General features: G+C 68.8%; 15 protein-coding genes. 5 read left to right on the top strand and 10 right to left on the bottom strand.

Translation table 11 applies throughout. The annotated features are described in order from the left end of the window. Positions 1 to 38 precede the first annotated feature (38 nt). The gene (gene pyrR, locus ABZ824_RS05105; protein ID WP_356961713.1) at positions 39 to 671 is read right to left on the bottom strand and encodes a bifunctional pyr operon transcriptional regulator/uracil phosphoribosyltransferase PyrR; all 633 of its coding nucleotides are present in this window, start codon (positions 669 to 671) and stop codon (positions 39 to 41) included. Between the two features lie 46 nt (positions 672 to 717). After that, positions 718 to 927, bottom strand: coding sequence for a hypothetical protein (locus ABZ824_RS05100; RefSeq protein ID WP_356961711.1), 210 nt, complete (start codon positions 925 to 927; stop codon positions 718 to 720). 141 nt (positions 928 to 1068) lie between these two features. On the opposite strand from ABZ824_RS05100, the gene ABZ824_RS05095 reads away from it, so the two are divergent. Further along, positions 1069 to 1695, top strand: coding sequence for an alpha-ketoglutarate-dependent dioxygenase AlkB (locus ABZ824_RS05095; protein ID WP_356961710.1), 627 nt, complete (start codon positions 1069 to 1071; stop codon positions 1693 to 1695). Positions 1696 to 1790: 95 nt separating this feature from the next. Continuing rightward, the gene (locus ABZ824_RS05090) at positions 1791 to 2504 is read left to right on the top strand and encodes an HD domain-containing protein (RefSeq protein ID WP_355070613.1); all 714 of its coding nucleotides are present in this window, start codon (positions 1791 to 1793) and stop codon (positions 2502 to 2504) included. 98 nt (positions 2505 to 2602) lie between these two features. Here ABZ824_RS05090 and ABZ824_RS05085 read toward each other — a convergent pair whose 3' ends face one another. Beyond that, positions 2603 to 3178, bottom strand: a complete 576-nt coding sequence (locus tag ABZ824_RS05085) for a helix-turn-helix domain-containing protein (RefSeq protein WP_356961709.1) — start codon at positions 3176 to 3178, stop codon at positions 2603 to 2605. Between the two features lie 83 nt (positions 3179 to 3261). On the opposite strand from ABZ824_RS05085, the gene ABZ824_RS05080 reads away from it, so the two are divergent. Together ABZ824_RS05080 and ABZ824_RS05075 are read left to right on the top strand one after the other, a co-directional pair. Beyond that, positions 3262 to 4248, top strand: coding sequence for a zinc-binding dehydrogenase (locus ABZ824_RS05080; protein ID WP_356961708.1), 987 nt, complete (start codon positions 3262 to 3264; stop codon positions 4246 to 4248). Positions 4249 to 4283: 35 nt separating this feature from the next. Beyond that, the gene (locus ABZ824_RS05075) at positions 4284 to 5450 is read left to right on the top strand and encodes a serpin family protein (RefSeq protein WP_356961706.1); all 1167 of its coding nucleotides are present in this window, start codon (positions 4284 to 4286) and stop codon (positions 5448 to 5450) included. A gap of 3 nt (positions 5451 to 5453) precedes the next feature. On the opposite strand, the gene ABZ824_RS05070 is transcribed toward ABZ824_RS05075, so the two are convergent. The 4 genes from ABZ824_RS05070 to ABZ824_RS05055 form a co-directional block, all read right to left on the bottom strand. Continuing rightward, a complete protein-coding gene (locus ABZ824_RS05070; protein WP_356961704.1) occupies positions 5454 to 6680 on the bottom strand; it encodes an FAD-dependent oxidoreductase in 1227 nt (408 codons plus the stop codon). A 108-nt stretch (positions 6681 to 6788) separates the two neighbouring features. Beyond that, complete coding sequence (locus ABZ824_RS05065) at positions 6789 to 7322, bottom strand: DUF4334 domain-containing protein (RefSeq protein ID WP_356961702.1); 534 nt, start codon at positions 7320 to 7322, stop codon at positions 6789 to 6791. An 89-nt stretch (positions 7323 to 7411) separates the two neighbouring features. Further along, complete coding sequence (locus ABZ824_RS05060; RefSeq protein ID WP_356961700.1) at positions 7412 to 7918, bottom strand: DMT family transporter; 507 nt, start codon at positions 7916 to 7918, stop codon at positions 7412 to 7414. A gap of 64 nt (positions 7919 to 7982) precedes the next feature. Further along, entirely contained in the window at positions 7983 to 8621 is a 639-nt protein-coding gene (locus tag ABZ824_RS05055) for a DMT family transporter (RefSeq protein ID WP_356961699.1), read from the bottom strand. Here ABZ824_RS05055 and ABZ824_RS05050 point away from each other — a divergent pair. Continuing rightward, positions 8621 to 9937 (top strand): SLC13 family permease, encoded by a 1317-nt coding sequence (locus ABZ824_RS05050; RefSeq protein WP_356961698.1) that lies wholly within the window; start codon positions 8621 to 8623, stop codon positions 9935 to 9937. The genes ABZ824_RS05055 and ABZ824_RS05050 overlap by 1 nt on opposite strands. Positions 9938 to 10214: 277 nt before the next feature. Here ABZ824_RS05050 and ABZ824_RS05045 read toward each other — a convergent pair whose 3' ends face one another. From ABZ824_RS05045 to efp, 3 genes are read right to left on the bottom strand one after another with little or no spacing between them, the layout of a single operon-like run. After that, positions 10215 to 10478 carry a YciI family protein gene (locus ABZ824_RS05045; protein WP_356961697.1) on the bottom strand — a complete coding sequence of 88 codons (264 nt, stop codon included), beginning with the start codon at positions 10476 to 10478 and terminating at the stop codon, positions 10215 to 10217. Continuing rightward, positions 10475 to 10984, bottom strand: a complete 510-nt coding sequence (gene nusB, locus ABZ824_RS05040; RefSeq protein WP_355070594.1) for a transcription antitermination factor NusB — start codon at positions 10982 to 10984, stop codon at positions 10475 to 10477. Before nusB ends, ABZ824_RS05045 begins: the two co-directional genes overlap by 4 nt. Positions 10985 to 11018: 34 nt before the next feature. Beyond that, on the bottom strand, positions 11019 to 11582 hold the full coding sequence (gene efp / locus ABZ824_RS05035; protein WP_355070592.1) for an elongation factor P: 564 nt from the start codon (positions 11580 to 11582) through the stop codon (positions 11019 to 11021). Positions 11583 to 11623 lie beyond the last annotated feature (41 nt).

Raw genomic sequence — 11623 nt, 5'->3', positions numbered from 1 at the left:
GCCTGCCTCCTGCCGCGAGCCGGCGTGTAGCAGCTTCATCACGCCTCCTCCTGGTGCAGGTAGACGCCGTCGCGGCCGTCGTGTTCGGTCAGCAGCACCGAGATGTCCTCGGAGCGGTTGGTCGGCACGTTCTTGCCGACGTAATCGGCACGGATCGGCAGTTCGCGGTGACCGCGGTCGATGAGCACCGCCAGCTGCACCGCGCGCGGGCGGCCGAGGTCGCGCAGACCGTCGAGCGCGGAGCGGACGGTGCGGCCGGAGAACAGGACGTCGTCGACCAGTACCACGAGCGCGTCCTCGATACCGCCTTCCGGAACGGAGGTGCGCTCCAGCGGCCGGTGCGGGCGGCTGCGCAGATCGTCCCGGTAGAGGGTGATGTCGAGCGAGCCCAGAGCCGGGCGGACGCCGGAGAATTCCTCGATCTTGCTGGTGAGCCGCGCGGCCAGGGTGGTGCCCCGGGTGGGGATGCCGATCAGCACCACGCGTGGCGCGCCCGGCTCACCGGCGTCCAGCGCGGTTTTCTCGATGATCTGGTGCGCGATGCGCGCGACGGTCCGCCCGACATCCGAAGCCGACAACAGCTCCCGTCCCGCCGCCACCCATTCCGGGGTATGTCGCTGCGATGTCTCGGCAGCGCCGGACTTGGCGGCCCGTTCTTCGGGCACGGCCATGCCGACCTCCTTCCCCGCCTCACCGGACGGTCCGTTAAAGGATGTCTTACGGCAAGCAGCGTAGCAGCGCCCCGACCCCCGGTTTCACCAGGCATATCGCGCTGTGAGCGGGGCCACTGAGCGCGGGGCAGCGGCCGCTGTCGGCGCACGGCGAGAAATACACCGAGATCGCGGCTGCCCAGTCGCTGATCACCGCCGCGCCGATCGCGGCCATCGCCACACCGGCCGTGGGGGCTTGCGGCGGTCTTCCGGTCATGACGACTCCCGTCGTCCGACCAGCTCGCCGACCGGCATGTCATCTCCTCGCTGGGTTTCCCGTCGATCGCGCGGGGGAAGTTCGACGAATATGACCGAAAACCGCTAGCACATATGTTCGATCAGCGGTACGCTCGGCCGCATGTCCACACCGCTACAGGGATCGCTGCTCGACGGGTTCGGTGAGACCGAGCTCGGGCCGCTGCGCGACGCGCGCCGTACGGTGCTCGACCACGGCGCCTGGGTGGATCTGCTGCCCGGTTGGCTTTCGGGCGCGGACGCGCTGTTCGACCGGCTGGTCGACGGCGTGCCATGGAAAGCCGAACGCAGGCCGATGTACGACCGCGTGGTAGACGTGCCCCGGCTGCTGCGGTTCTACGCGGAGCACGAACCGCTGCCGGATCCGGCACTCGCCGACGCGCGCACAGCACTGAGCGAGCACTATCGGCGCGAACTCGGCGAACCGTTCCGCACCGCGGGCCTGTGCTACTACCGCGACGGGCACGACAGCGTCGCCTGGCACGGCGACACCATCGGCCGCGGCGCCACCCACGACACCATGGTCGCGATCGTGTCGATCGGGGCGCCAAGGGCGCTGCTACTCCGGCCGCGCGGCGGTGGCCCGAGCATCAAATACGTTGTCGGACATGGCGACCTGCTGGTCATGGGCGGCTCTTGCCAGCGCACCTGGGAGCACGCCGTGCCCAAGACGCGCAGGCCCACCGGTCCGCGGATCAGCATCCAGTACCGTCCACGCGGCGTCCGCTGACCCTGCTCCCACGCACCGTTTCGAGCTGAACCATCGTCGAGGTCGGAAGTGATCGTCGTCCGCCACGTGTCCCCCGCTCCGGTTAGCCTGGCATTATGAGCAATCCAGGGGCGGGGGTCTTGGCCGTGATGCCGCTGCACACGATCAGCGAGGTCTACGGCGAGGCCGGGCTGCGCGAACGATTACTGCTGGAAATCGCCGAGTTGCCGGACACGCAACGCCTGGCCGCGGCGCTCGATCTCGCGGCCGATCTGCATCGCGACGATCGGTACGGCCGCGAGCCCTATCTCAGTCATCTTCTGCGCGTGTCGATTCGGATCATCAGCCATTACGAGGTTCGCGATCCGGACGTGGTCGCGGCGGGGCTGTTGCACGACGCGGTCGAGGACCACGCCGCCGAGCTGGCCGCCGATCGTCCCGGACCCACCGTCGACGCCGCACTGGGCGCGCTCACCGATCGGTTCGGTGCGCGAGTGGCCGATCTCGTGGCCGCGGTGACCAATCCCGAGCCGGATCCGGCCCGGGACCGGCAGGCGCAGTACCGCGAGCATGTCGCGACGAATCTGGACCGGGACCCGTGGGCCCGCGTCATCAAGCTCTCCGACTTCACCGACAACGGTGTGGGCATCCTCTACGCCACCGGCCCCGCGATGGCGAGACTCGCCGCCAAGTACCGCCCGCTCACCGACGTGTACCGCGATCTGGTCACCCGGCCGGACACGCCGCTGGCCGAGCACGTCCGGCAGCACATCCTCGATCAGCTCGACCGAGCCGACGAACGGTTCGAGGCCATTCTGTCGCGGGACTGATCGCCGCGCGAGGTGTGAGCGGATCGAAACCGCGTGCCGCACACGAACGGTCGAGCCGTAGACGGACCGACGCGCCGGTCGCGATGCCGCACGAGCCGTCACGGCGCGCGTAGCACCGATTCGACCAGCTCGCGCACCGCGGCCAGCAACCGTTCCGTCTCCCCCGCGCGGACCATGGCAGGCACCAATTCGGCGCTCAGCGCGCCGAGCAGTAGCCGCCCGACCACTTCGGCGTCCAGGTCCGGACGCGCCTCGCGCAGCAACGTGGTGATGTGGTGGTCCCAGAAGGCGTGGAATTCGGCGGTTCGCGGATGTGGCGGCTCGGTGCGATAGGCGACCATCAGCTCGGAATTGTTGATCACCAACCGTGCCATGGCGTCGAAGTAGGCGACCAGCCGGGCATCGGCGGGCGCACCGGGGCCGAGGGGTGGCGGGCCGCTGGTGACCGCGTCCATGAGCGCGACCGCGCTTTGCGCGACCATCTCGTGCAACAGCCCCGCCCGGCTGCCGAAGCGATGGAAGATCGTGCCCTTGCCCACTCCGGCGGCGGCCGCGACGCGGTCCATGGTGATCGCTTCGGCGCCGTGCTCGGCCAACAGGGCGAAGGTGGCGTCCACTATCGCCCGCCGGTTGCGCGCCGCGTCGGCCCGTTCCTTCGGCCGTCCGTCGCCCATCGCACCCACTTTCTAGACAAGTTGACCGGCGGTCCATATCATCGGGGAGTCAATTGGACCGTCAGTCAACTTATGGAGTTCATATGCAGGCAATCGTAATGACGGCGCCGGGCAGCCCGGACGTGCTGGTCACCGCGGACGTCCCGGCGCCACGGGCAGACGCGGACGAGGTGGTGATCCGCGCCGAGGCGATCCCGGTGCTGTTCCCCGAGACCAAGTTGCGCTCCGGCGAGTTCCCGCTCGGCGCGCCACTTCCGCTGGTTTTCGGTTTCCAAGCCGCAGGGGTCGTCACCGAGGTCGGCGCGCAAGTCGATCCGGCGCTGATCGGACGCCGGGTCGTCGTGTCGACCCAGGGTTCCGGCGCTTACGCCGAATTCGTCGCCGCCAACGCGGATTCCGTGGTTTCCATTCCCGACGGCCTGTCCTTCGTGGACGCCGCGGCGGTGCTGATGAACGGATCGGTCGCGATTCCACTGCTGGAGACCGCCGCGCTCACCGGCATCGAAACCGTCCTGATCGAAGCCGCCGCCACGGGCATCGGCAGCGCGCTGACCCAATTGGCGAGAGAATTCGGGGCGGCTCGCGTCATCGGGACCGCAGGTGGTCCCGACAAGGTCGCCCACGCGCGCAAACTGGGAGCCGACGAGGTGATCGACCACAACGATCCGGACTGGACCACCCGGCTGCGCGAAACACTCGACGGCGCAACGGTGGACGTCGTGTTCGATTCGATCGGCGGCGCGAGTGCCGCCGGCCTGCTCGAGCTCCTGACACCCCTGCGCGGCCGGATGCTGGGCTACGGATGGTTGTCCGGAGCACCCGCGCAGGTGTCGGCGAGCGACCTGCTCATGCGCGGGCTCACCTTCGTCGGTTGCGCGGGACCGGACTGGCTGAACCGAGTAGCCCGAGCGCGCACCGCCGTTCTGGCCCGCGCGGCGGCGGGCGGCCTCGACCCGCTGGTCGAGGCCGTGCTGCCGCTGGACCAGGCGAGCCGCGCGCATCGCCTGTTGGAGGAAAGGACGGTCCTGGGCAAGATCGTGCTGCGCCCGGGCTCCGCCGTGTCCGGATAACGCCGCGCGGCCCCCGGCGTAGCTAGGGTGGGCTGGTGCGGACTTCTGTGGAATCCCATGTCGGCGCCGCCAACGCGCTCACCGCACGGTGGTGCGCGGCGGCGGGCGAACGAGACTTCGTGGTGTCCGGCGCCGGGGTATGGCCGCTGCTCGCCCTGCTCGCTTCCGCGGCGGACGGTCCGGCTCGGGACGACCTGACGACCGCGACCGGCTTGCCCGCGGCGGACGGGCAAGCTGCGGCGCTCCGGCTGCTGGACGACCTCGAGCGCGCGGAGGCGGTGTCGGCCGCACTCGGAGTGTGGGTGCGCCGCGACCTTCCGTTGCACGAGCCGTGGTCGCAGTCGCTTCCCGAGAGCGTGCTCGCGCGGCTGGCCGGGCAGTCCGAGCTCGACAGCTGGGCGGCCCGGCACACCGATGGGCTCATCGAACGGTTTCCCCTCACGGTCGATCCCGAGACGCTGCTGGTGCTCGCCACCGCGCTGGTCGCGAAGACGAAGTGGCAGGTGCCCTTCGATGTCGGGACGCTGGCACCCGAGGACGGCCCGTGGCGGGGACATCGCGGACCCGGGTTGTCCCGCACGAGCCGCGACCTGACGAACGCCGCGATCCTGGACGCATCGGAACCGGTCACCCGCGTGGTCGTCGAAGGCGTCGCCGACCTCGACGTCCACCTTCTGCTCGGCACCGGGGCACCCGGCGCCGTGCTCGAAACGGGCCTGGCCGCGCTGTCCGGCGGTGTGCCGATCCGCTCCGACCTGCCGGTCGGCACGAAGGGACCGGGCCTGAACGTGCGTACCGAGCCGGTGGTACCCAACACTGGCCGACTGCGCGTCCAGCTACCGCCTTTCGAGGTCCGCTCCACCCACGATCTGCTCACCGCACCGGGCTTGTTCGGCCTGACCGCCGCGACCGACTGCACCCACGGCCACTTCCCGGCGATCTCCCCGGACCCACTGTGCGTCGGCCAGGGAGCGCAGGAAGTGCTCGCCCGGTTCGGCCACGAAGGTTTCGAGGCGGCCGCCGTGACGGCCTTCGCGTTGCGCGCGGCAGCGGCCGTCCTGCGGCACGACTACGCGCCTGTCGTCTCGGTGGTCTTCGACCGGCCCTTCGGTTTCCTCGCCGTGCACCGCCCGACGGGTCTGGCGGTCGTCGCGGGTTGGATCGCCACCGCGCCTACGTCCTCCCCCGACGTGCCGGCCTGAGCGCTACCGCCGCGCGAAGTGCGGGGCGTGCTCGGGCAAGACACCGCGAGCGATCAAGAAGGTCGGCACGCTGCGAATCACGGGGATGCGCCGCAGAATGCGGACCGGCAGCGGTGCGCGCGGGGAACTCGCGATGTCGACTCGTCCGTCGAGGGCGGGCGCGACCGCGACGGTGTGCAGGAGTCGCTGCATTCCCTGTGTCACCACGGTCGGGAATCGGCGCCGTCGCTGCACCTTCGCCAACTCCCTGGTGCCGAGCGTCCCCGAGAGCAGCGGCGGAGCAAGGATCCTGGCCGCGGCTACGGCGTCCTGCACGGCCAGGTTGATGCCGACGCCGCCGGCCGGGGACATGGCATGGGCGGCGTCGCCCAGACACAACAGGCCGTTGGTGTACCACTTGGTCAGCCGATCGAGTTTCACCTCCAGCAACTTGACCTCGTCCCAGCTGGTCAAGGCGTCGATCCGGTCGTAGAGCCAGGGAGCGGCCTCGGCCAGACTCCGCATGACGTCCCGCACCGGCCCGCGGCGGGCGGATTCGTCGGCGCCCTTGGCGATCAACGTCGCGCACTGCCAGTAGTCGCCGCGATCGAGCAGCACCGCCACCCGCCGGGCGCTGACGATCGGCAGCGCGCCCGCGGGATCGATCTCGGTGCGCGGCAGGCGGAACCACCAGACGTCCATGGGTGTCGACCACGTGCGGATCGGCAGTCCCGCGGCCGACCGCAGCAGTGAGCCGCGGCCGTCGCAGGCCACCGTGAGGTCGGCTTCGATCGCGCCGGCGGCGCCGTCGACGGTCCGGTAGGCGACGCCACCTACCCGGCCGTCGATCCAGACCAGGTCGATGGCCTCGGTGTTCAGCCGCAGCCGGAAGGTGGGTTCGTCGGCCGCGGCACGCGCGAGCAGATCCAACAGATCCCACTGCGGCACCATCGCGATGTACTTGTGCCTGCCCGGCAGATGCGTCAGCGTGGCGAGCGTCTGCAGGCCGCCCGAGATCGGCAGTTGCACTCGATCCACCTTGCGCGCGGGCAGTTTCGCGAACTCCGCGCCGAGACCCAGTTCGTCGAGCAGATCGAGGGTGGTGGGATGCACGGTGTCGCCGCGGAAGTCACGGAGGAAGTCCTTGTGCTTCTCCAGCACCGTGACCTCGACCCCGGCCCTGGCGAGCAGCAGCCCGAGGATCATTCCGGCCGGTCCCCCACCAACCACCAGGCAGGTCGTGCGCTCCATCGACTGTGTCTCCCTCGGTCACCACATCGCCGCAAGGTGTCGCCTGTTCGCGCAAATCCTAGTGTGGCGGGCGCGGCGCCGGACCCGGATCGGCGACGGCCGACCGGCTCAGCCGATATCCCGATGCAGCACGAAGAAATACGGTTCGGCCATACCACGCAAATCCATCACGCCGAGCAGGGTGTGCTCGTCGGCGCGCCGGAAATGATCGATGATCGGCAGGTGGTCGTAGACCATCGCGGCACTTGTCACACCGCGGTATTCGACCTCACGCAGACGCGCGGTGTGCTTGCGCGTGCGCAGCGCGGGACGCAGGACCGGCAGCAACTTGCGCAGGGCCCGCACACCGGGCAGCGGTACCCGCCCGGCCAACGCGACCGGGACGCGGCGCGGATCGACGGCGAACACCGCGCCGCCCGAGGTGAACAACAGCGGATGCACGCTGTCGGGGCCGTCGAACTGCTTGCCGTACCAGCCCGAAGCCACCAGCACACCGTCCATCGGATGACCGGTGTCCAGTTCTTCGCCTCGCCAGCGCCCGGTCGTGACGTCCTCGACCCGCGCCGCGGGGAGTCGGTCGAACAGCGCCCACGCCTCCTGCACGGTACGGATGTCCGTCACGGTCAGCTCGTTCGCGGCCATGTCTCCCACTTCCCTCAGCGAGGCAACGTTGCGATAGCTACCCTATCTGTCTCTCAGAACGCCGCTGTCGACCAGGTCCGCACGGATGTTCAGTAGGTCGCCATGAGATAGATCCCGGCGATGATCATGACGCAGGCGACGACGCGTTTCGAGCTCACCGTGCGCCGCGGGAATCCCATCAGCCCGAAGTGGTCGATCGTGAGCGCACCGAACATCTGTCCCGCGATGATGAGGGCGTTGAACGTACCCGCGCCCACATCGGAGGCCACGGAGATCATCGCCAGGATCGCGGCCCCGCCGAGCAGGCCACCGAAGGGCGCCCAGCGGGGCATACTCCGGATGTCGGCCTTCGTCGGCCACGGCCGGTTCCTGGAAACCAGCAGCGCCACTGTGAGGAAGATCGCGAAGCCGGTGAATGCGACGGCGTAGGAGATCACGCCACACAGCCAGACGTTCTTCAATGCGAGCTTCAGCGAGTTCTGGCAACCGGCTTCCACGGAGCGCAGCGCGCCGCCGACCAGGATGAACGCGAAGATGAGTGCCATCGTGACGCGGGGCAGCGCGGCACGGGGTTTTTCGGCGGTCTGAACCGTCATCGAGAATCCTCGGGAGGGTGCGAAGAGTGGGATGGCTGAAACCGGCAGCGGTGGGGTACTGCTGTCAGGTGACGCTGACCCTGGGCTCGTCGCCCGCGGGCTCATCGGCCATCAGGTAGATCGCGAGCGTGATCAGCCCGCAGGCCACCAGACGCGGGACGCTGGCGGATCGTTCTTCGAATCCCATGAGTCCGAAGTGATCCATGATCACGGCGACCACCATCTCGCCGACGATCACCAGCGCGCTGAAGGTCGCCACGCCGACATGCCGGGCGACCGCGATCATCCCCATCACCGCCGCGCCGCCCAGCAGGCCGCCGAACGGCGCCCACCACGGCATGTTCCGAACGTCGTCGAGCGTCGGCCACGGCGTCTTCGACGAGAGCGCCAGGAAGATCGAAAAGCCGGTCAGCGCAACGGCATACGAGATCACCGCGCAGAGCCACATGTTCTTCATGTGGTTCATCAACGTGTTCTGACAGCCGGCTTCGGCCGACCGTAGGCTGCCTCCGACCAGGATGAACAGAAATACCAGTCCGATGACGAGGCTCATGGGCAATACATCCTTGGCTCTACGGCGGACGAACACCGAGATTGCGTCGGACACAACGTTTTCCACCCGAAAAATGGGACCGGTTGTGCCGGAACCGACGTCCGACCTGTGTGACCCGCATAACGTACCATCGAATAACGGTACGTTCAATGGGTAAGCGAGGACTGCCGTGGCCCGTCTCGGCCGGGAAGGAACGCGAACGAAGGGCTGCCATGATGGCACTCGTGCCCGAACTGGTCGATTCCTCCAGACGGAACCCGCCCGCGACCACCTCCGAGCGGCGGCTCAGCGTCCTGGACCGGGTCCGGCTCGCCCTGCTGGCGGCCGGTCTGCTGTGCGTGCTCACCGGCCTCCTGCCCCGCGACGAGGCCGCCGCGAACATGCGCCGCATCGGCCCGTTACTGCTGTTTCTCGCAAGCGTGATCGTGCTGGCCGAGCTCACCCGGCAGGCGAAGGTCTTCGACGCCATCGCCCATCGCCTCGCGATACTCGGTCGCGGCCATTACCCGGCGCTGTTCGGCCTCTGCGTGCTGTTCGCCTCCGCGACCACGGTGCTGCTGAACCTCGACACCACAGCCGTGCTCATCGCCCCGGTCATGCTGGCACTCGCCGCACCCGCTCGGATCCCGCCACTGCCGCTGGCCATGACCACCCTGTGGCTGGCGAACACCGCGAGCCTGCTGCTACCGGTCTCCAATCTCACGAATTTGCTCGCCGCCGACCGGGTGGCACTGACCGCGACCGGATTCGCGAGCAGAATGCTGGCGCCGCAGATGGTCTCGATCACCGCGACGACGGTGTGCCTGTGGGTGTGGTATTGGCGGCGCGGACGCCGGGAAACCGACCGCTACGTGCCGCCCGAGCCGATCCGGCCCGTGAACTTCCGGGAGCGCTCGTTGTTCTACACGACAGCCGGGGCCTGTCTGTTGTTCATCGTCGCGATCCCCGTCGTCGGCGACCGGATCGGCGTCGCGGCGACGGTCGCGGCGCTCATCGCGTTGGCGGCGTTCGCCGTGTTCGATCGCGGCGCGTTGCGGCTTTCGCTCATCCCGTGGCAGCTGCTCGTGTTCGTGGTCGGATTGTTCCTGGTGGTGCCAACCCTGAGCCGATTCGGCCTCGGCGACTCGATGCATGCTCTGATCGGCACCGACTCGGGTGCGTCCGGCGCTTTCCGAGCCGCCGCGGCGGGTGCGGGTCTGTCCAATGTCGCGAACAATTTGCCCGCCTACACCGCGGGCGAGGCGGTGATCCCCGCGCAGAACAGCGATCAACTCCTCGCGTTGCTGATCGGCACCAATGTCGGCCCGATCGTCACGCCGTGGGGCTCGCTCGCCACACTGCTGTGCCTGGAGTTCTGCCGCATGCACGGCGTACGGGTACCCATGCGACGTTTCGTCCTGACCGGTGCCGCGCTCGCGACGGTCGCCACCGCAGGCGCGGTCACAGCGCTGCTGATGACGAGTTAGCCGCCGAGACACCCGCGAGTCAGCGCCTCGCTTGACCTCGAGTGCGGTCGAGGTACGAGGATACTGTCGAGACAGGATCGAGACGCACGTCCAGGTTCGGTCTCCGCGCGGAACCCAGGTTCCGGTGCTCCCGCTGGGCATCCGTACACCCACCAGCGGGAGCCATGCGCGGTCTGCGGTAGGAGTTGCACGGACGTCGCGTACCCGGCCTCACGCTGCCGCGCGGGAACACGAACCGAGCCGGGAAGCCCGCGCACGCTCCGACGCGCAGTCGAAGTCAGCTCGGCGCCGTGACTTCCCACTCGTAGATCGTGAGTTCCGAGGACCCGGTGGTGTGCACCGGATCGGTGAACACGATTTCCCTTGCGGCGTCGAGGCTTTCGGCGTAGATGATGTACGCGCCTCCGGTGCCGTCGGTGAAGCGGCCACTCTCCTGCAATTGCCCCAGTTCCTGCAGCGACTGCAGGAACCGCCGGTGCGGCTCGATCACGGCCGTATCGAAGCGCGGTGTGCGCATCGCCAGGACGAGGTACTTGTTCACGCCTCGGGCTCCGGGCGGGGGGCCCTCGTCGCGGCAGCGGCGGCGCGCACCTGCGGCGCCACCAGGACGACCTGCCCCAGCACGCCGTTCAGGAAGGACGGGGAGTCGTCGGTGGACAGCTCCTTGGCCAGCTCCACCGCCTCGTCCACGGCGACGACCGGAGGCACGTCGCTCGCGTGGAACAGCTCCCAGACCGCGATGCGCAGGATCGCGCGATCCACGGCCGGGAGCCGCGACAAGGTCCAGTCCTGCAAGTACGACTCGATCGTTCCGTCCACCCGGTCGAGATCGTCGGCCACACCCTCGACCAATGTCCGGGTGTAGGCGTGCACCGGCGCGACCGACTGGTCGCGGGCGGCGAGCTCGGCGCGCTCGTCGAGCAGGTCGGCGGCGTCGACGTCCCTGGCCTCCGCCTCGAACAGCAGGTCGACCGCACGGCGGCGGGCCTTGTGCCGCGCGCCGAGCTTCTTGTACGTGGACTTCTTGTCCACGGGCTGGTCAGCCACGGTCACATCATTCCGGGATCGGCCGGCCCGCGGCTCAGGCGTTGACCCGGCCGAGGTAGCTGCCATCGCGCGAGTCGATGCGCAGCTTGTCGCCGGTGTTGATGAACAGCGGCACCTGCACCTCGGCGCCGGTCTCCAGGGTGGCGGGCTTCGTGCCGCCGGTGGAGCGGTCACCCTGCAGGCCGATGTCGGTGTGCTGGACCACGAGCTCGATCGAGACCGGGAGCTCGACGTACAGCGGCGCGCCCTCGTGCGTGGCGACCTGCACGGTCATGTTCTCCAGCAGGAAGCGGGCGCCGTCGCCGATGGTCTCCTCGGCGATCGAGATCTGGTCGAAGGTCTCGCCGTCCATGAAGACGTAGTCGGTGCCGTCGTGGTACAGGTACGTCATGTCGCGGCGGTCGACGTTCGCGGTCTCCACCTTCACACCGGCGTTGAAGGTCTTGTCGACCACCTTGCCGGACACGACGTTCTTCAGCTTGGTCCGCACGAACGCGGGGCCCTTGCCCGGCTTGACGTGCTGGAATTCGGTGATCTGCTGGAGCTGACCGTCGATCTTCAGCACAAGGCCGTTCTTGAAGTCGCTGGTATCCGCCACTGTCTTCGGATCTCCTCGTTATACCGCTTGGTCTCGGGCAG

It is taken from the genome of Nocardia sp. NPDC047038 (assembly GCF_040644075.1).
GTDB lineage: Bacteria > Actinomycetota > Actinomycetes > Mycobacteriales > Mycobacteriaceae > Nocardia > Nocardia sichangensis.
This window is presented reverse-complemented; position numbering and strand designations above follow the sequence as displayed.